Annotated in this window: 19 protein-coding genes; 14 read left to right on the plus strand and 5 right to left on the minus strand. The window is 30.7% G+C overall.

Annotation, left to right across the window (positions count from 1 at the left end; all coding sequences use genetic code 11):
* Nucleotides 1-29: 29 nt before the first annotated feature.
* The 8 genes from WHD08_RS10480 to WHD08_RS10515 all read left to right on the plus strand — a co-directional run bounded on the left by WHD08_RS10480 (nucleotide 30) and on the right by WHD08_RS10515 (nucleotide 9,813).
* Nucleotides 30-1,346 carry a serine hydrolase domain-containing protein gene (locus WHD08_RS10480; RefSeq protein ID WP_208890884.1) on the plus strand — a complete coding sequence of 439 codons (1,317 nt, stop codon included), beginning with the start codon at nucleotides 30-32 and terminating at the stop codon, nucleotides 1,344-1,346.
* Nucleotides 1,347-1,365: 19 nt separating this feature from the next.
* Entirely contained in the window at nucleotides 1,366-1,599 is a 234-nt protein-coding gene (locus WHD08_RS10485; protein WP_208890883.1) for a hypothetical protein, read from the plus strand.
* 1 nt (nucleotide 1,600) lies between these two features.
* Nucleotides 1,601-2,062: a hypothetical protein gene (locus WHD08_RS10490; protein WP_208890882.1), complete on the plus strand. Its 462-nt coding sequence runs from the start codon at nucleotides 1,601-1,603 to the stop codon at nucleotides 2,060-2,062.
* A 40-nt stretch (nucleotides 2,063-2,102) separates the two neighbouring features.
* Nucleotides 2,103-3,413, plus strand: coding sequence for a tRNA lysidine(34) synthetase TilS (gene tilS, locus WHD08_RS10495; RefSeq protein ID WP_208890881.1), 1,311 nt, complete (start codon nucleotides 2,103-2,105; stop codon nucleotides 3,411-3,413).
* A gap of 18 nt (nucleotides 3,414-3,431) precedes the next feature.
* Nucleotides 3,432-4,814 (plus strand): TlpA family protein disulfide reductase, encoded by a 1,383-nt coding sequence (locus tag WHD08_RS10500; RefSeq protein WP_208890880.1) that lies wholly within the window; start codon nucleotides 3,432-3,434, stop codon nucleotides 4,812-4,814.
* A 366-nt stretch (nucleotides 4,815-5,180) separates the two neighbouring features.
* Nucleotides 5,181-7,760 carry a phosphoenolpyruvate carboxylase gene (locus WHD08_RS10505; RefSeq protein ID WP_208890879.1) on the plus strand — a complete coding sequence of 860 codons (2,580 nt, stop codon included), beginning with the start codon at nucleotides 5,181-5,183 and terminating at the stop codon, nucleotides 7,758-7,760.
* 103 nt (nucleotides 7,761-7,863) lie between these two features.
* The gene (locus WHD08_RS10510; protein WP_208890878.1) at nucleotides 7,864-8,247 is read left to right on the plus strand and encodes a hypothetical protein; all 384 of its coding nucleotides are present in this window, start codon (nucleotides 7,864-7,866) and stop codon (nucleotides 8,245-8,247) included.
* A 30-nt stretch (nucleotides 8,248-8,277) separates the two neighbouring features.
* On the plus strand, nucleotides 8,278-9,813 hold the full coding sequence (locus tag WHD08_RS10515) for a YifB family Mg chelatase-like AAA ATPase (protein WP_208890877.1): 1,536 nt from the start codon (nucleotides 8,278-8,280) through the stop codon (nucleotides 9,811-9,813).
* A gap of 4 nt (nucleotides 9,814-9,817) precedes the next feature.
* Here the strand turns inward: WHD08_RS10515 and WHD08_RS10520 are convergent, their stop codons facing one another.
* The 3 genes from WHD08_RS10520 to ahcY form a co-directional block, all read right to left on the minus strand.
* Complete coding sequence (locus tag WHD08_RS10520) at nucleotides 9,818-10,660, minus strand: DMT family transporter (RefSeq protein WP_302849289.1); 843 nt, start codon at nucleotides 10,658-10,660, stop codon at nucleotides 9,818-9,820.
* Between the two features lie 122 nt (nucleotides 10,661-10,782).
* On the minus strand, nucleotides 10,783-11,589 hold the full coding sequence (locus WHD08_RS10525; protein WP_208890876.1) for a DNA/RNA non-specific endonuclease: 807 nt from the start codon (nucleotides 11,587-11,589) through the stop codon (nucleotides 10,783-10,785).
* 216 nt (nucleotides 11,590-11,805) lie between these two features.
* Entirely contained in the window at nucleotides 11,806-13,119 is a 1,314-nt protein-coding gene (gene ahcY / locus WHD08_RS10530) for an adenosylhomocysteinase (RefSeq protein ID WP_208890875.1), read from the minus strand.
* Between the two features lie 62 nt (nucleotides 13,120-13,181).
* Between ahcY and WHD08_RS10535 the strand changes: the two genes are divergently transcribed.
* Nucleotides 13,182-13,808, plus strand: coding sequence for a 4'-phosphopantetheinyl transferase family protein (locus WHD08_RS10535; protein ID WP_165733905.1), 627 nt, complete (start codon nucleotides 13,182-13,184; stop codon nucleotides 13,806-13,808).
* Between the two features lie 75 nt (nucleotides 13,809-13,883).
* Here the strand turns inward: WHD08_RS10535 and WHD08_RS10540 are convergent, their stop codons facing one another.
* The gene (locus tag WHD08_RS10540; protein WP_208890874.1) at nucleotides 13,884-14,234 is read right to left on the minus strand and encodes a DUF983 domain-containing protein; all 351 of its coding nucleotides are present in this window, start codon (nucleotides 14,232-14,234) and stop codon (nucleotides 13,884-13,886) included.
* A 94-nt stretch (nucleotides 14,235-14,328) separates the two neighbouring features.
* Here WHD08_RS10540 and WHD08_RS10545 point away from each other — a divergent pair, with 94 nt between their 5' ends.
* The 5 genes from WHD08_RS10545 (at nucleotide 14,329) to arfB (ending at nucleotide 18,133) form a co-directional block, all read left to right on the plus strand.
* Nucleotides 14,329-15,204 (plus strand): helix-turn-helix domain-containing protein, encoded by an 876-nt coding sequence (locus tag WHD08_RS10545; protein ID WP_208890873.1) that lies wholly within the window; start codon nucleotides 14,329-14,331, stop codon nucleotides 15,202-15,204.
* A gap of 75 nt (nucleotides 15,205-15,279) precedes the next feature.
* Complete coding sequence (locus WHD08_RS10550) at nucleotides 15,280-16,002, plus strand: geranylgeranylglyceryl/heptaprenylglyceryl phosphate synthase (protein ID WP_208890872.1); 723 nt, start codon at nucleotides 15,280-15,282, stop codon at nucleotides 16,000-16,002.
* Between the two features lie 394 nt (nucleotides 16,003-16,396).
* Entirely contained in the window at nucleotides 16,397-17,029 is a 633-nt protein-coding gene (gene pnuC / locus WHD08_RS10555) for a nicotinamide riboside transporter PnuC (RefSeq protein WP_208890871.1), read from the plus strand.
* The gene (locus WHD08_RS10560; protein WP_208890870.1) at nucleotides 16,990-17,649 is read left to right on the plus strand and encodes an AAA family ATPase; all 660 of its coding nucleotides are present in this window, start codon (nucleotides 16,990-16,992) and stop codon (nucleotides 17,647-17,649) included. Before pnuC ends, WHD08_RS10560 begins: the two co-directional genes overlap by 40 nt.
* A gap of 79 nt (nucleotides 17,650-17,728) precedes the next feature.
* Nucleotides 17,729-18,133, plus strand: coding sequence for an alternative ribosome rescue aminoacyl-tRNA hydrolase ArfB (gene arfB / locus WHD08_RS10565; protein WP_208890869.1), 405 nt, complete (start codon nucleotides 17,729-17,731; stop codon nucleotides 18,131-18,133).
* Here the strand turns inward: arfB and WHD08_RS10570 are convergent.
* Entirely contained in the window at nucleotides 18,130-19,101 is a 972-nt protein-coding gene (locus WHD08_RS10570; RefSeq protein ID WP_208890868.1) for a phosphotransferase, read from the minus strand. The genes arfB and WHD08_RS10570 overlap by 4 nt on opposite strands.
* Nucleotide 19,102: the final 1 nt, after the last annotated feature.

The raw sequence follows: 19,102 nt of genomic DNA on the forward strand, positions 1-19,102 counted from the left end.
CAGTAATCATAAAATAATTATCAATAAATATGACAACATTTAAAAAAACAGCTACTTTACTGCTAATTGGGTTCTTATTTTTCTCACATTTTTCGATCGCTCAAAATGAAAAAATCACTTACGGAAATCCTTCTGAAGTGGGTATGGACTCACTTTACATTTATACCAAGGTAGATTCTATTATGAATGTTGGCATACAGCAAGAAGCATTTCCTGGTGCCCAAATTTTAGTGGTAAAAGACAGTAAAATTATTTTTAATAAAGCCTATGGTTTTCATACCTATGATAGCATTCAGGCAGTAAGTTTAAATGACATTTATGATTTAGCTTCTGTAACAAAAATCACAGGACCTTTACCTGCATTAATGAAACTTCATTCTGAAGGAAAACTAGATTTAGACAGTCCTTTTAGCACATATTGGAAACCTTGGAAAAAAAGAAAAGACAAGAAAGAACTTACCGTTAGGGAAATTTTAGCGCATCAAGCAGGATTAAATCCTTATATTATTTTCTTAAATGAAGTTTTAAAGAAAGATGGTAAAATAAAATCGCGTTTTATAAAAAGTAAGGCAAGCAGAAGGTTTAAAAATGAAGCTTACGACGGACTTTATATTAAGAATCGATTTAAAAATAAAGTCTTTAGACACATTAACAGATCTAAAGTTTCTGATGTAAAAAAATATAAATATTCCGGATTAAGCTTTTTAATTTATCCTGATTTGATCAGTCAAATTACCAATAAAAATTACACAGAATATCTGCATGATAATTTTTATGGTCAATTAGAAGCAACCACTTTAGGTTACAGACCAAAATCTAAAAACTTTAATAATTTAATTGTGCCAACAGAAGTCGATAGCCTTTTTAGAAAAGGACTTACAAAAAACTGGGTTCATGATGAAAACGCCGCTCTTTTAGGTGGAGTTTCGGGTAATGCAGGTTTGTTTGGTACTTCATTAGATTTGGCAAAAATTATGCAGATGTATGCCAATTACGGAATCTATGGCGGAAAAAGATATATTTCTGAAAACACGGTACGAGAGTTTACTAAAATTCAATATCCAGAAAACGAAAACAGAAGAGGTTTAGGTTTTGACAAACCCTTAATAGACAATGCTACATTATCTATAAAAGAGGCGTATCCTGCGCCAGAAGTGAGTCCAGAGAGTTTTGGACATAGTGGTTTTACAGGAACTTTTGTTTGGGCAGATCCAACAAATAACTTAGTTTTTATATTCTTATCAAATAGAGTGTATCCCAATAGAAACCATAGAAATATATACAATCTAAATATAAGACCAAAGCTGCAGCAAGTGTTTTATAAAGCAATAAAAGACAATCAATAATTTTATTTAAATTTACATGATGATACCAAATCAAGAAGAACTTTTTAAAAAAACCTTAGACAGTTTAGACGAAAAACCAACAGAACAAAATATGTTTAACATGTTTTTAAAGTTATACCCAAAGGAATGGAAAGATTTAAAAATTACCTTTTCTAAATTTAACAGAAGTAAACAATTTGGTAGAACTATTCCGTTGCCAAAACCAGAAGTTTCTATCAGAAAAGAGATTCGTGCTTGGTTAAACAAACAATAAAATGTTTGATTTTATAGGATGTATTTTAGATACCTACTTAGACATCAAACATTGGTTTAAAACAAAAAAAAGAAGGAAGTATGAAAAAGAAAATAACCTCCCAAAAAGTATTGTGTGGCATCCAATGACAAAACCGTTGTTGATTTTCTTTATCATTATTACTCCTATTATCTTCCTATTTTCATTCTTCTTTTTTAAAAATGAGAATAAAAAGAGAACTACAAAAAGAATGCTGGAAATTTCTAAACTTTTAGAAGCAGAAAAGAAACAATTTGGAAAATTTCCATCAGCATTAAAAGACATTATTAGAAACAACCCGTTAAGAAGCAATTTAACAACGGATTATTGGAAATCTACTTTTGTATATATCCCATCTAAAGATGGACAAAATTACCAATTGACTTCTTTAGGAGGAGATGGGAAATTGAATACAAAAGACGATATACAATACTCTTCAAATTAAACAACACTATCACATTTAAAATTGTTATTTTTGAGGTATAATGCTAAAAAAACTAGAGAACCACATTCACAAAAATCTTCCTTTTTTAAAGGATAAAAAGTTATTAATCGCCATTTCTGGCGGAGTAGATTCTGTGGTTTTAGCACATCTTTTATCAGCCTTAAAATTTAATATTTCTCTTGCACATTGCAACTTTAATTTAAGACCAATTGAGTGTGATATAGACGAAGAGTTTGTAAAAACCTTAGGTAAAAATCTAAATACCGAAGTTTTTACAATTCATTTTAATACAACAGAATTTGCCAAAGAAAACAAACAATCTACACAAATTGCAGCAAGAAATCTCCGTTATGATTGGTTTAATGAACTCATAGAAAAACACCAATTCGATTATATTTTAACAGCACATCATGCAGATGATAACTTAGAAACTTTTCTAATTAATTTAACGCGTGGTGCCGGTTTAGATGGCTTAACCGGAATTCCGGAAATTAATGGAAATATTGTGCGTCCGCTTTTAAAATTTTCTAGAGAAGAAATTTTAGCTTTTGTAAAAGAAAATAATATTGCTTGGCGAGAAGACAAAAGCAATGCATCTACAAAATATATCAGAAATAAAATTAGACATCAAATTCTTCCCGTTTTAAAAGGAATTAACCCTAGTTTGCTAGAAACTTTTGAAAAAACAACGGCACATTTAAAGGAAAGTCAGCAAATCATTGAAGATAAAATTGGTGAAATATCATCAGAAGCCATCGCATCAGAAAATAGTATTTCTAAAATAGATATTTCTAAAATCGAAAAATTATCGAATCCGAAGGCTTATTTATATCAGCTTTTAAAAGACTATAATTTTACAGAATGGGACGATGTTGCTGATCTACTTTCTGCCCAATCTGGAAAACAAATTATCTCTAAAACACATACTTTATTAAAAGATAGAAGTTTTTTATTACTTTCTAAAAAAGTTTTCTCTGCTGTACCCAAAATAACAATTGAGATAGACGAAAATACGACCATAATTACAGCACCTATCCATTTAAAAATTGAAGAAGTACAAGAAAAATCAATAGAAAATAAACAAACTATTTATGTCGATAAACAGCTTCTAAAATTCCCGTTAAAACTTAGAAGATGGCAAGATGGAGATTTCTTTTATCCATCTGGAATGACAGGAAAAAAGAAATTAAGCAAGTATTTTAAAGACGAAAAATTTTCGCTTTTACAAAAACAAAATACTTGGCTACTCTGCAATAATGACAATGCCATTATTTGGATTATTGGATCTAGAAAAGACAATCGTTTTAACAAAAACGAAGCTACAGATGAACTTTTAAAAATTTCAATATAAAATTAAACCAATAGAATTATGAAAAAACTACTACTATTAATTGCTTTTACAACAATACTATCTTGTAAACCAGAAATCGAAAAAAATATAGATTACGCTATTATTTCTGGTAAAATTGAAAATACAGATTCTAAAACAGCAATAATATATAACCAATTTACAAAGAATAAAATTGCTGATATAACCATTGCAGAGGATGGTACCTTTAGAGATACTTTAAAAATAACCACAGATTTGTACGCACTGCGTCAAGGTAAAAATTCTACTGAATTGTATCTTCCAAAAGGAAGCAATCTAAAAATTGAATATGATGCAACAAAAAAAGATTCTACTTTACAGTTAACCGGTAGCTATAGCGCTATTAACAAATACCTATCTGATAAAGTATTAGTTACAAAAACTGCAACTGGAGATCAAAAAGAAATGTTTTTAAAAGATGAAGCAGATTTTAAAACACACATATTAAAAATAAAAACTGCAGAAGAAGGGCTTTTATCTAAAGCATCTGATATTCCGGAAGACTTTAAACAAAACGAACTTAAAAACATCCATTACAACTATTTGTCTATTTTAAACAATTACGCTCCTTATCATGGATATTATTCTAAAGATAGAAGTTTTAAAACTTCAGAAAATTTCTTAGATGAATTAAAAAATATCGATTTAGAAAATGAAAATGATTTTCTATTCTCTGAAGGATATAGAAATATTGTAAGTAACTCAATAGCAATCAACGCAACAGAATTAGCTGAAAAAGATTCCATAGCCAATGACATTGCCTATTTAACATTGACAGCAAAAGTTGAAAGCAATCAAATAAAAAATAAATTATTATTTGACACCGCTAAAGACGGAATAACCTACACAGACAATTTAGATGAGTTTTACACCCTTTTTGCGAACAATTCTACTGACGAAGAAAACAACAAAACAATTACAACTGCCTACAATAAATTGAAGGCTTTGGCTAAAGGAAGTATTTCTCCAAAATTTGTAGATTATGAAAATAACGCAGGTGGAACCACATCTTTAGATGACTTAAAAGGAAAATATTTGTATTTAGATATTTGGGCTACCTGGTGCGGACCTTGTATTGCTGAGATTCCTTCTTTAAAGAAATTAGAAAAAGAGTATCATGGTAAAAACATTGAATTTATAAGTATTTCTATCGATAAAACGAAAGACCATGAAAAATGGAAAAAAATGATTGTAGATAAAGAATTAAAAGGAATACAATTATTTGCTGACAATAATTGGGAATCTAAATTTGTTGAAGAATATATGATAAAAGGAATTCCTCGTTTTATATTAATAGACCCACAGGGAAATATTGTGAATGCGAATGCTCCAAGACCGTCTGATGAAAAATTAGTTGAAACACTGCAGTCTTTTGAATTATAAGCCTTAAGATTCTTAAAAAAACTTAAGAAATTGTCTAAAAAGGACTAAATGTTTTGATACTGATCTGGTTTCAAGATCTCTTCTTACTGAAATTCAACCTTCATAAGAATTTGAAATTAATTCAGATTGACAAAAATACTTTTTAGACAACTTCTTTTATAGAAAACTTACGAGCATAAAGATTTATGCAAACTATTTTTAATCTTATAAAAACAAAATTATCCAATAAGTTACAGAAAATAATGAATTCACGAAAAAGGAATGTAATTTATATCGTTTTCGCAAATAAAAACATGATTATTCATTAAAAAGTAGGTTTAATCATTTCCCTTTTTCGTAATTTTAATCCCGTAAAATCATAAGAAAATGAACAATTTACCTAAGCTAGATAGATTTAATGAAAACGTACTGTCTAAATATCAGATTTACAACAGTATTTTTTCAACGCTACCTTTTGACACCATAGACGATACTGGGGTTTTATTACCTCTTTTACATAAAGTTTGTAACAAAGGTTTTAAATTAGAAAAAAATCCTACAGAAATTGTAGAGCACTTTTTTGATAAATACCAAGACGAACCTTCAGAAAAAGAAAAATCAGATTTACTTTTTCGTTTTATTCAATTTATAGAACGTCAAGTAGTTTTATTTGATGCTGTAGAAGATGCTGCATATCCTATTGTAAATAATATGGATGGTTTTGGTACCCTAAGAAACTCTAAAGAGCTAGCGCTATTAAGTAATAAAAAAGACGAATTAAAAAAGCATTTAGAAGACTTTAAAGTACGTATTGTATTAACAGCACACCCAACACAATTTTACCCAGGGTCTGTTTTAGGTATCATTACAGATTTAGACAAAGCGATTCAAAATGATGATTTATTACTAATTAGAAAATTATTAGCTCAATTAGGGAAAACGCCTTTCTATAAAAAAGAAAAGCCTTCTCCTTTTGATGAAGCCGTAAGTTTAATTTGGTATTTAGAGCATGTTTTTTATCACTCTGTTCCTAAGATCTACAACTACATCCAACATCATATTTATGATGGTGAACCGATAGAAAATGAAATTATTGAACTTGGTTTTTGGCCAGGTGGAGATAGAGATGGAAATCCATTTGTAACTACTAAAATAACTTTAGATGTTGCAGAAAGACTACGTCAAACAATTTTAAGAAATTACTATAGAGACATAAGACGTTTAAAAAGACGTTATACGTTTGATGGTGTTCAGGAAATTTTTGCAAAGCTAGAAAAGAGACTTTATAAGCATGTTGTAAGAAGTTATACAAAAGTTAATTTTTCTCAAAAAATCTTATTAGAAGAACTATATGCTGCAAGAGAAATTATTGTAAATGATCATCAATCTTTATTTGTAGAAGAATTGAATGACGTTATCAATAAAGTTAGAATTTTCGGTTTCCACTTTGCAACTTTAGATATTAGACAAGACAGTAGAGTGCATCACCAAGCATTTACACAAATTGTAGAAGATTTACTTAAAACAGGAGATACCACATTCCCAGAAAACTATTTAAGACTTTCAGAAGAAGAACAAGTTGAAGTTTTATCTGTTGTAAAAGGAAGTATTGACCCAAGTATTTTAACAGACGAAACTTCTGTTAAAACCATAGAGTCTATTTATGCTTTAAAAGAAATTCAACAAAGAAACGGAGAACGTGGAGCAAACCGTTACATTATTAGTAACAACCAAAGTGCTTTACACGTAATGCAAACTTTTGCAATGCTAAACTTATGTGGTTTTGAAAACGAATTACCAGTAGATGTAATTCCGCTTTTTGAAACGGTAGATGATTTAGAAAATGCAGAAGAAGTAATGAGAACTTTATACACCAATAAAGTTTATAGACACCATGTTGCAAAAAGAAAAAACAAACAAACTATTATGTTAGGTTTTTCTGATGGTACAAAAGATGGTGGTTACTTAATGGCTAACTGGGGTATTTTTAAAGCAAAAGAAGCTTTAACAAGAATCTCTAGAGAATTTGATATTGAAGTAATTTTCTTTGACGGACGTGGTGGACCACCAGCACGTGGAGGAGGAAAAACGCACCAGTTTTATGCTTCTTTAGGCCCAACAATAGAGGATAAAGAAATACAATTAACCATACAAGGACAAACGATTAGTTCTAACTTTGGTACCTTAAACTCATCTCAATACAATCTAGAACAATTATTAAGTTCTGGTATTAAAAATGATGTTTTTACCAAAGATCAATTAAATGATAGCCATAGAGAATTAATAAACGACATGGCTGCCACAAGTTATCAAACGTATGTAGACTTTAAAAATCACGATAAATTTTTACCGTATTTAGAAAAAATGAGTACGTTAAAATATTATGCAAAAACCAATATTGGAAGTAGACCAAGTAAACGTGGTGGCTCTGACAAACTTGACTTTTCTGCATTAAGAGCAATCCCTTTTGTTGGAAGCTGGAGTCAGTTAAAACAAAACGTACCAGGTTTCTTTGGAGTGGGTACTGCACTTAAAAAATACGAAGATGCTGGTAGATTTGAAGAAGTAAAAGAATTTTATCACGCTTCAGATTTCTTTAGAACTTTGTTAGAAAACAGTATGATGAGTTTAACCAAATCTTTCTTTGGTTTAACTTCTTATATGGCAGATGATGAAGAGTTTGGTGAATTTTGGACACTAATATTTACAGAGTACGAAACCACTAAAAGACTACTTTTAAAGCTTACAGGAGAATCTGAATTAATGGAAAGTTTCCCTGTAGGAAAAGCATCTATAGAAATTAGAGAACAAATTGTATTACCTTTATTAACAATTCAACAATTTGCTTTAAAGAAAATTCAAGAACTTCAAAAAACTGGCGGAAGCGCAGAAGAAATTGAAGTATATGAAAAAATGGTAATGCGTTCTTTATTTGGAAATATTAATGCAAGTAGAAACTCTGCTTAAAATAGTATCAAAAAATAATTTATATTTAAAATGCACTCAACTTATGAGTGCATTTTTTTTTGTGATATTAAAGTAGTATTTTTATAAAGTAAAATTACGTACTATGAAAAAATACAATTTCTTACTTTTAACTTTATTTGTTGGTAGTTTTTGTTTTTCACAACAACAAACTACGAACAATAATTTTATTCCAGTTAGTATTTACACCTCTTCTTTTCAGCTTACAGCTGATGACACTCCTTCTTATTCTTCCATTAACAAGGACTTAAATTTTAAAAAACGATATAAATTTTCAACGGTTTCTTTTGAAGAAATTGATGATAACCAATTTTTAATTTCTACTGAAAACCTTACTACAAAAGCCACTAAGTTTATCTATGACGACTATAAAAGTTATAGAGATGAAAACTTATTAAAAGGCTTTTTACAAAAACACGACCCTACAAGATGGGATCCTATTAATTTTAAGCAACCAAACCTTAATTAATTTTCTTTATCTTTAGAAAAAAGAAAAAGAATGCTTGTAAAAGTCTATGGCTCTGCCGTCTTCGGTATTGAGGCAACCACAATTACCGTAGAAGTAAATATTGATAAAGGTATTGGATACCATTTGGTCGGTTTACCTGACAATGCCGTTCGAGAAAGTTCATATCGAATTTCTGCTGCACTCAACAACAATAGCTACAAACTTCCAGGAAAGAAAATTATCATTAACATGGCGCCTGCCGATATTAGAAAAGAAGGTGCCTCTTATGATTTAACTTTAGCTGTTGGAATTTTAGCGGCTTCTAGTCAAATAAAATCTGATCATATTGATGAATACATTATTATGGGAGAACTTTCTTTAGACGGAAGTTTACAACCCATACGAGGTGCTTTACCTATTGCAATAAAAGCAAGAGAAGAAGGTTATAAATATTTAATTCTTCCGAAGGAAAACGCGAAAGAAGCTGCCATTGTAGATGATTTAGAAGTTTTAGGGGTAGAAAATATTTTAGAGGTTATCAATCATTTTAATGGTGATGAAAAAATTGAACCTACAATTGTAGATACAAGAGCGGAGTTTTATAAAAATATCGATTTCCCAGAATTCGATTTTTCTGATGTAAAAGGACAAGAATCTATTAAACGTTGTATGGAAATTGCCGCTGCAGGCGGACATAATATTATTTTAATTGGCCCTCCAGGATCTGGAAAAACCATGTTAGCAAAAAGATTGCCGTCTATTTTACCTCCAATGACGCTACATGAAGCGTTAGAGACTACAAAAATTCATTCTGTAGTAGGTAAAATTAAAAAGGAAGGTTTGCTATACCAACGTCCTTTTAGAAGCCCTCATCACACAATTTCGAACGTCGCTTTAGTCGGCGGCGGACAATACCCTCGTCCAGGAGAAATTTCATTGTCTCATAACGGCGTTTTATTTTTAGATGAATTACCAGAATTTAAAAGAGATGTGTTGGAAGTTATGCGTCAACCCCTAGAAGACAGAGAAGTCACTATTTCTCGTGCAAAATTCACTGTTACCTACCCTAGTAGTTTTATGCTGGTTGCGAGTATGAATCCGAGTCCGAGTGGTTTTTTTAATGACCCAAACAGCCCGATGACCTCTTCTCCACAAGAAATGCAACGTTATCTCAGCAAAATATCCGGACCTTTATTAGACAGAATAGATATCCATATAGAAGTAACACCTGTTCCTTTTGCAAAACTGTCTGAAGAACGGAAAGGAGAATCATCCGTAGAAATTAGAAAACGCGTTACCGCATCTAGAGAAATTCAATCTGAGCGTTTTACAGATTTTGAAAACGTACACTATAACGCGCAAATGAGCGTAAAACAGATTCGTGAATTTTGTAAATTATCCGAAGAAAGTTTGACGTTGCTTAAAACAGCTATGGAAAAACTAAACCTTTCCGCGAGAGCGTATGACCGAATTTTAAAAGTGTCTAGAACAATATCTGATTTAGCAGCTTCTAAAGATATTTCTCCAGATCATATTGCTGAGGCCATACAATATAGAAGTTTAGACAGAGATGGTTGGTTGGGATAAAATATTAACTTCTTTTCCTCCTTAAATAGATATTATATATCAACCCAAACATAATTAAAAAGACTCCTAATATTGTCCATAAATTATAGATTTCTCCAAACCAGAAAGCTCCTATAGCAATCATAAAAACGACTTCTAAATATTTTAAAGGAGCAATTACATTTGTTTCGTGAGATTGCAATGCTTTGGTCATATATATCTGGCCAACATAGCCAAAAACACCTAAACTTAATAACAGTAACCATTCTAATGAAGTAGGGTTTTTCCAGTTATTGATAGACATAATACCTCCAAAAACAAAAGCCATTACCATAAAATAATTGATAATTACTAATGGGTTTTCCGTGTCTCCTATTTTACGAATTACCACAAAAATAACACCTAAAGAAATTGCGGATAAAAGAACAAAAAGTATTCCTATAGAATTTACATCTACACCAAATCCTTTAATAATTAATACTCCTGCAAATGATAATAAAAATAAAAACCATTGAACTGGTTTTATTTTTTCTTTTAAGAAAATAAGTGCTAAAATAGCAGCAAAAATAGGAGAAGTATATCTTAATGAAACTGCCGTGCCAATTGCTAAATAATTTAAAGCCTGAAAAAAAGTTGTTAAGGAAATTACTCCTGCAAGCCCTCTAATAAACAACAGTTTTTTATTGTTACCCAGAATAGGAATCTTAGCTTTTAAAATTAATGGCACTGTAAAAAACAACGTACCAATAGATCTAAAAAACACAATTTGATAGGCACTAAAATCATTTAAATATTTTACAACTGTATTCATTAGTGAAAATGCAATGACACTAAAAATCATATAAAAAATTGCCTTTGAGCTTTTCATAAAAAAGTACTTGTACTGTTTAGATTATAAGGTCACAAAAATAAGATTAAAATAAGGAAAACCACCTTTGATTACTAAGAACCTTGCTTTAAAGTCTGAAAAGATTTTGATTACTTTTTCTATTAAAAACTCCAGTTCTTATAACTGCTAGAACTTTCTAATTCTTCTTCTATAGTATCATCTAATTCAGCAAAGAAATCGATACCAGTTAAGGCTTCTATTTCATCTACCGAAACTACAAATTTATACAAAGGCAATTTTGATTCTATATGAGGCATTAAAAAAGCCAACATTTTAATTTTACCATTTGTTTTGTCTAAAATTACTTTATAAAACTGATTCGGAACAGAAACAGATTCACTTCCAATCGTTTTTAAATTGTTTTCTAAAACACCACCTGTAATTACAAAAACACCATCATTTTTCTTTGCCCAATAACGTACTTTCTGTTCTAAACGATTCCAAACGCCTGCGTTAAATTTGTGTTCTTGCGGACTAATATTACTCGTTAAAAAGGTTTCATCGTGCGCTGCTTTGGTAAAACGTCTGTCTGCTGCCGGACATAAATGCCCTTTATCGTAACCAGACTTTTTATAATTCCGCCAATGTGCAGCTTTGGTTTTTACGGCATTGTCTATTTCAAAATAAGGTCTTTTGTAATTTGTACTGCTTAAATCGGATGCTTTTAACTCATACGCAACCCATTCTGCTTGTTCATGTTTCTCGCTATAGGACAATGAATAATTTTGATGATGCACCACTTGATTAGTGGTACTTGTTGGTAGAAAATATTGACTGCTAGTTGATTTTAGTGTTTTACCGTTTTCTATGATACTTTTTTCTTTTTTAGCATCTAAAAGCTCTTCAGAACCTAAAACAACTACTAGTATGATAATGGCTATGATGGATAGTATTTGTTTTTTCTTCAAGGTGATTATTTTAAGTTGTAAAGATATGAAAGAAAGAGAAAAAAGGATTACGACTTTATATGAGATTCCTCAATCACCTAAAAAGGCTCATTTTGGAATGACAGAAAAAAGAAAAACCCTCTCAAATTAATGAAAGGGTTTTGTTTATATGAAATTTCTCAATTACCTAAAAAGGCTAATTTCGAAATGACAGTTTTACTTTTTAGTTACTAATTACTAGTATCTATAGTGTTCTGGTTTATAAGGACCGTCTACAGTTACACCAATATAAGATGCTTGCTCTTCGCGTAATTCAGTTAATTCAACACCGATTTTTGCTAAGTGTAATTTTGCTACTTTTTCATCTAGATATTTTGGTAACATGTATACTTCGTTTCCGTAAGCATCAGCGTTTTTCCATAATTCAATTTGCGCTAAAGTTTGGTTTGTAAATGAGTTACTCATTACAAAACTTGGGTGACCTGTAGCACAACCTAAGTTTACTAAACGTCCTTCTGCTAATAAAATAATATCGTTTCCGTTGATGTTGTATTTATCAACCTGAGGTTTGATCGTATCTTTTGTATTACCATGGTTTTTGTTTAACCAAGCCATGTCAATTTCATTATCAAAGTGCCCAATGTTACATACAATAACCTTGTCTTTCATTGCTTCGAAATGACGACCTTGAATAATATCTTTATTTCCTGTAGTTGTAATAACGATATCAGAATTACCAACAACAGTTTCTAATTTCTTAACTTCAAAACCGTCCATTGCAGCTTGTAAAGCACAGATAGGATCGATTTCTGTAACAGTTACAATAGAACCTGCTCCTTTAAATGATGCTGCTGTACCTTTACCTACATCTCCATAACCACAAACAGTTACTCTTTTACCTGCTAACATAATATCTGTTGCTCTACGAATTGCATCTACTGCAGATTCTTTACAACCATATTTGTTATCAAATTTAGACTTTGTAACAGAATCGTTTACGTTAATTGCTGGCATTGGTAAAGTTCCCGCTTTTACTCTTTCGTACAGTCTGTGAACTCCCGTTGTAGTTTCTTCTGATAAACCGTTGATTCCTGCAGCTAATTCTGGGTAACGATCCAAAACCATGTTCGTTAAATCTCCACCATCATCTAAAATCATGTTTAATGGTTTTCTATCTTCACCAAAGAATAAAGTTTGCTCTATACACCAGTCAAATTCTTCTTCAGTTAAACCTTTCCAAGCATAAACTGCTGTACCTGCTTCTGCAATTGCTGCTGCTGCTTGGTCTTGTGTAGAAAAAATATTACAAGAACTCCAAGTTACTTCTGCACCTAAAGCTTGTAAAGTTTCTATTAAAACTGCTGTTTGAATTGTCATGTGTAAACAACCTGCAATTCTAGCTCCTTTTAAAGGTTGCTCGTTTTTGTATTCTTCTCTTAAAGACATTAAACCTGGCATTTCTGCCTCTGCCAATAAAATTTCTTTTCTTCCCCAAGCTGCTAGAGAAATATCTTTAACTTTGTTTGGTACGTAAGCTATTTTTGTGCTCATATTATGTATATTTATATTCTAATTTTACGAACTGCAAAGTTACAACATCCATTTTAAAAATTATGGCTCTTTACAAAACATTAACTATCAGCAACACAACTAAAGTTTTCATATGGAAAATTGAAGAAACTATTGCCGAGTTAAAACAAGGAATCTCTTTAACAGAAAGCAATGAAGCTAGATTAGCCTCTATGAAATCTGATATCCATCAGAAAGGTTTTCTAAGCATTAGACATCTCTTAAAAGAAGTTGGATTAACTGATGCCGATTTAATTTATGACGAACACGGCAAGCCCAACTTAACTAATGGACGTTTTATTTCTATTACACATTCTTTTGGATTTACGGGTATTATTTTTTCTTATGAGTCTGAAGTGGGAATAGATATAGAAAAACAGCGTGATAAAATTTTAAAAATAGCCCATAAATTTACACCTGTAGAAGAATATAAAACCATTGCAAACCATGATGCTTTAATTAGTAAACTAACCATTGTTTGGGGAGGAAAAGAGAGTTTGTATAAAATCTATGGAAAGAAAAAACTTAGATTTTTAGAAAATATTTATATTGACGATTTTAATTTTTCTGATGAAAAGACAACTGGTGAAATTAGATATGACGGAGAAGAAACTTCTTATACTATAGAATTTTTAGAATTTGAAGGTTTTACGTGCGTGTTTGCACACTAAAAAATTAAAATTTAAAATTGTACCATTACTAAAATTAAACTTTTTTTTAGATATCTTTTCAGAATCAATTTTTTATTAATCACTATAAAACATATAAATCCAGATAGACCTAGAAATTCTTAGATTAAAGGTACTTAATAATACAATCGTTGTAATTGCTAAAAGCGCAACAGTTATATAAGAGAAACCTAATATAAACTTAAATAAAACCATACCCGCTATCATTTCTGCCGATATAAGTGCATAAGTTACAAACATAGCTCCAAAAAAGAAACCTGGTTCTTTCTCGAATTTAAAATGACACTCGCTACAAGTTGTATACATTTTAGGAGACCTAAACATAAGTAGATTCCCTAATTCACTATACATTTTCCCTTTTTTACAATTAGGACATTTACATTTTAACATATCAATTACATTTGCCATACTCTCTAATTTAATAATAGAACAAAATTAAGTTGATAAAACTACATTTACCATATAGTATAATCGCCATTTTTTGTACTTTTAGGACATTATTATGAAAATACCTGTTTTAAAAATTGATCAATTTCAAGAATCCGAGTCGTTAAATGATCTGTATATAAATTCGTTCTCAAATCATATTGAGTTGAATAAGAAGTTAATTGACAAACCTCACAGTCATAATTTTTATTTATGTGTGCTTTTTACGGAAGGGTTTGGTAAACATGAAATTGATTTTAACTCTTATCAAGTAAACCCAGGCAAGGTTTTCTTTTTAAAACCGGGACAAACTCATTCTTGGCAGTTTGATACAAAACCAGAAGGTTTTATCTTTTTTCACTCTCAAGAATTTTACGAAATTAAGTTTTTAGATCATACCCTTCACTCGTTTCCTTTTTATTATTCGAATCAGAATCCGCCTTTCTTAGAATTGTCTCCATTAAAAATGGATGTATTAAAACTAAAGTTTGAAGAAGTCTATGCAGAATATCAACAACAAAACCTGTTAAGAGAGTTAAAAATAATAAACCTTATTAATAGTATTTACATAGATTTAACAAGGGCTTACACTGCAGATGTTAATTTAGAAAAACTCGTTTCTCCCAGTTATTCTATGATACTTGAAAATCTAGAAAACTTAATACATGAAAATTTTTATAAAGAGAAATTACCTAAATTTTATTCCGATCAATTAAACATCACCACCAAACACCTCAACAGGGTTGTAAAAAAAGCACTGAACAAAACTACAAGTCAATTAATTTCTGAAAGAATTATCTTAGAATCGAAAAGGTTAATTATTCATTCTGGAAATAATTTAGCTGCTATTGCAGAGACACTTCAATTTTCTGACTACGCTTATTTCTCAAGGTTCTTTAAATCTAAAACAGGCTTTACTCCTATGGATTTTAGAAAAAAATATACTTTCTAAATAAGCGATTAGTACTACTTGTAAAAACAGATCACTTTAATATTAATCTGCTTGTAATTTCTTATTTTCGCAGTTGTGAATATTTATAAGAACATTTTATCAGCAAAAAAAGAAGGCAAAAAATTATTAGCAGTTTTAATCGATCCAGAAAAGATTGATTTAAAAAACATCGCTTCTTTTTTTGAAAAAGTACATCAATCTATAACAACTCATATTTTTGTTGGTGGTAGTACAGATAAAGACAACGTAACGGATACAGTTGTTGCAGCAATTAAAAAAACAACGCATTTGCCTGTTATTCTTTTTCCGGGTGATGTTTCTCATATATCACAAAAAGCAGACGGAATTTTATTCTTAAGTTTACTTTCTGGCAGAAATCCGGAGTATTTAATTGAACAACAAATAAGAAGTGTGCCTTTTTTAATAAACTCCTCTTTAGAAATTTTGCCAACGGGTTATATTTTAGTTGATGGTCAAAAAGAAACCGCAACACAAAAAGTAAGCAATACAAAACCAATAGCACAAGAAAATATAGAACTGATTTTAAACACCGCTTTAGCTGGCGAATTATCTGGTAAAAAACTCATTTATTTAGAAGCAGGAAGTGGCGCCAAAATACCTGTGGAAGCAAATATTATCACTCTTGTGGGTGAGAATTTAAACATTCCTTTAATTGTTGGTGGCGGAATTCGTTCTAAAAAACAATTAGAAAATGCGTTTAATGCAGGTGCAGATTTAGTGGTTATTGGTACTGCTTTTGAAAATGATGAAGCGTTTTTTAATCAACTTAAAAAATAATACGCTATAATTTTTTCTCGCAGTTTGTCTTTTCGACGCAAGGATAAATCCCATAACAGTGATTCCACAACACTGAACCACAAACTTGTCATTTCGAAGTATTGAGAAATCTCATAACAATGATAACATAATAACAACCAAGCTTTATGTGATTTCTCCCAAAAGGTCGAAATGACAAAACTAGGTGTAGTAAAAACTGAACGTAAAAAGAAACCTCAACAATTGTCATTTCGAAGTATTGAGAAATCCCATAACAGTGATAACATAACAATTACCAAATTTCCTGAGATTTCCTCCCAAAAGGTCGAAATGAAAGTAGTTTTAAATGAATTCTACTTTTGCCTTTACTAATAAAAACTGAAAAGATTACATTTACAACATCAAATAAAACTAAATGTCAGAAATTATCGATTTCCTTTTCGGACAATACGAAACCTATTCTACTATTGATATCTCTTTAGAAATTATTGCCATAATTTTCGGATTTTTATCGGTTTGGTACTCTAAAAAAAATAAAATTTGGGTCTTTCCAACTGGAATGATTAGCACACTTATTTTTGTGTACCTACTTTATAAATGGGAACTTTTAGGTGATATGATGATAAACGCATACTACTTTATTATGAGTATTTATGGCTGGTATATTTGGACTTATAAAAGTGATGGAGAAAATGAAACACCTATTTCGACCACAACCTTTAAAGAAAAAAAACAAAGTATTCTCATCTTTATAGCAACACTTATTTTTGTGTATGGCGTTTACAGCTATTTTGACAAATGGACAAGCTGGACCGCTTATGTTGATACTTTTACAACGGCAATTTTCTTTGTTGGTATGTGGTTAATGGCAAAACGAAAAATAGAAAATTGGATTTATTGGATTGTTGGAGACATTATTTCTGCTCCTTTGTATTTTTATAAAGGGTTTACTTTTACGAGTTTTCAATATTTAATATTTACTTTTATAGCGATATCTGGTTATTTAGCATGGAAAAAGAACTTAAACAAGACCCAATTAACATCGTAAAAGTGGTGCTTTTTGGACCAGAATCTTCAGGAAAAACTACACTTTCTCGTCATTTAGCACGTTATTACCATACGGTTTGGGCACCAGAATTTGCACGTGAATATTTACAAGAAAAATGGAACAACGAGCGTAAAACGTGCGAAAAAGAAGATTTACTTCCTATTGCCATCGGACAAATGAAATTAGAAAATTCTTTAGCAAAAAAGGCTGATAAAATTTTAATTTGCGATACCGATTTACTAGAAACCAAAGTATACTCAGAAGAGTTTTATGGTGGTTTTGTTGATGAAAGACTAAACGAAGCGGCAAGCGAAAATCAATATGATTTATATCTGTTAACGTACATTGATACACCTTGGGAAGAAGATGATTTACGAGACAGACCAGAATTGCGTTTAGAAATGTTTAATGCATTCAAAAAATCTTTAATAGATAACAACAGACCCTATATTTTATTAAAAGGCGATAAAGAAACGCGCTTAAGAAATGCAACAGAAGTTATAGATAAAATAATTGCTAATAAAAACGACTTGCATTCTTTCTCTGATTCTTTACAAGATGTAGACATGCATTTTATGCATCAAAATACAGGTGATTTTGGCACTCCTTTTGAGTATTAAAAAAGTTTTTTGATTAAGAACTCTTTAAGACTTCTCATAATTTAATAAACCTCTCGACTGCGCTCGAGGTGATAAAAAAATGGACAAAGAAAACATAGTAAAAGAACTCAATTTTAAAGGTATTAGAAGCTCTGGAGCTGGTGGCCAGCATGTAAATAAAACGTCTTCTAAAATTGAATTAACTTTCGATTTAGAAAACTCACTGTCTCTTTCTGATAACGAAAAAGACCTCTTAAAAACCAAACTTTCTAGTAAGCTAACAAAAGACAACAACCTCATCTTATTTTGTGAAGAATCTCGCTCTCAGCACAGAAATAAAGATTTGGCTATCAAACGTTTTTTAGAATTATTACGTGTCAATTTAATTCGTCCGAAAAAAAGAAGACCTACAAAACCAAGTAAATCTTCTGTTCGAAAAAATGCTGAAAAGAAAAAGAGAACTTCTGTAAAAAAAGCATTGAGAAAAAAACCTGGGTTAGATTAATCAACAATTAATAATCTCGCTATTTCTAGCAATTCTTTCTTTTCATCTAAAGTTCTATCCAACGGAAGTTGGGCTAAACCAATTAACCTTCTCATAATTTCAATTCCTGTTATTTGCAAGAAAAGACGTTCATCAAACTTTAATGTATATGCTTTTTTTACGGTAGAAATTAATAGCTTATTTCCAGTTGCCATCACCATATGTGCTGCCATAACTCCCAAATCGAATTCTGGAAAACCTTTAAAACTAAATTCTGGATCAATTACAAATACATCATCTTCTTTGGTCATCCAACTACCAGGATAATAATCTCCATGTAGTAAAGTTGTTCCTTCGGATAAATAACGCTCTCCAACTAAAGTGATTTGCTCTTTTAATTTTTCATCATTTTTATAAGTTTGAGAAACTTTTTCTAATCCATCTTGAATCGTATCTAAAGAAAAACCATTATCTGTAACAAAAGGTAAAACAAATATATGTTGATGATTTAACGCACGTAATTCTTTGTTTTCTGGATACGTATTAGAAATATCACTTTTATGAATATTAGAAAGAATATCTACCAAAAGTTGAATTGATTCCGTTTCAATAACACGGTTTTTATAAAGAAAGCTCATGTCTTCGCAATTCCCTAAATCTTCTAAAATCAATACATAATTTTTTGCATCATAAGCAATAATTTTAGGAATATGAGAAGTAACAGCAGGACTTTCAATCGCTTTATAAAACTGATATTCTACATCAATTCTATCTTCTGGCGCAGGAATATCTTGATATTTCTGTACAAAAGGACGCGATTGCTTTACAATAAAAGAACGCTGATTGGTTTTTACACGCAACACCACATTCATATTTCCTTCTCCTGGTTTTTCTACGGATAAAATTTCTTCAGACTCCTTTAAAAAATTGATTTCTAATAGAAATTCTTTGATGACTTTTAAATCTGTATGTATATCAATATATTTCATA

The sequence above is a fragment of the Polaribacter sejongensis genome, assembly GCF_038024065.1.
Taxonomy (GTDB): Bacteria; Bacteroidota; Bacteroidia; order Flavobacteriales; family Flavobacteriaceae; genus Polaribacter; species Polaribacter sejongensis.

Coding starts and splice junctions, on each gene's coding strand:
- WHD08_RS10510 (WP_208890878.1), top strand. CDS start 7,864: ATGAAAAAATACAATTTCTTACTTTTAACTTTATTTGTTGGTAGTTTT.
- tilS (WP_208890881.1), top strand. CDS start 2,103: ATGCTAAAAAAACTAGAGAACCACATTCACAAAAATCTTCCTTTTTTA.
- WHD08_RS10490 (WP_208890882.1), top strand. CDS start 1,601: ATGTTTGATTTTATAGGATGTATTTTAGATACCTACTTAGACATCAAA.
- WHD08_RS10505 (WP_208890879.1), top strand. CDS start 5,181: ATGAACAATTTACCTAAGCTAGATAGATTTAATGAAAACGTACTGTCT.
- arfB (WP_208890869.1), top strand. CDS start 17,729: ATGGACAAAGAAAACATAGTAAAAGAACTCAATTTTAAAGGTATTAGA.
- WHD08_RS10535 (WP_165733905.1), top strand. CDS start 13,182: ATGGCTCTTTACAAAACATTAACTATCAGCAACACAACTAAAGTTTTC.
- WHD08_RS10545 (WP_208890873.1), top strand. CDS start 14,329: ATGAAAATACCTGTTTTAAAAATTGATCAATTTCAAGAATCCGAGTCG.
- pnuC (WP_208890871.1), top strand. CDS start 16,397: ATGTCAGAAATTATCGATTTCCTTTTCGGACAATACGAAACCTATTCT.
- WHD08_RS10485 (WP_208890883.1), top strand. CDS start 1,366: ATGATACCAAATCAAGAAGAACTTTTTAAAAAAACCTTAGACAGTTTA.
- WHD08_RS10515 (WP_208890877.1), top strand. CDS start 8,278: ATGCTTGTAAAAGTCTATGGCTCTGCCGTCTTCGGTATTGAGGCAACC.
- WHD08_RS10480 (WP_208890884.1), top strand. CDS start 30: ATGACAACATTTAAAAAAACAGCTACTTTACTGCTAATTGGGTTCTTA.
- WHD08_RS10570 (WP_208890868.1), bottom strand. CDS start 19,101: ATGAAATATATTGATATACATACAGATTTAAAAGTCATCAAAGAATTT.
- WHD08_RS10500 (WP_208890880.1), top strand. CDS start 3,432: ATGAAAAAACTACTACTATTAATTGCTTTTACAACAATACTATCTTGT.
- WHD08_RS10560 (WP_208890870.1), top strand. CDS start 16,990: ATGGAAAAAGAACTTAAACAAGACCCAATTAACATCGTAAAAGTGGTG.
- WHD08_RS10540 (WP_208890874.1), bottom strand. CDS start 14,234: ATGGCAAATGTAATTGATATGTTAAAATGTAAATGTCCTAATTGTAAA.
- WHD08_RS10520 (WP_302849289.1), bottom strand. CDS start 10,660: ATGAAAAGCTCAAAGGCAATTTTTTATATGATTTTTAGTGTCATTGCA.
- ahcY (WP_208890875.1), bottom strand. CDS start 13,119: ATGAGCACAAAAATAGCTTACGTACCAAACAAAGTTAAAGATATTTCT.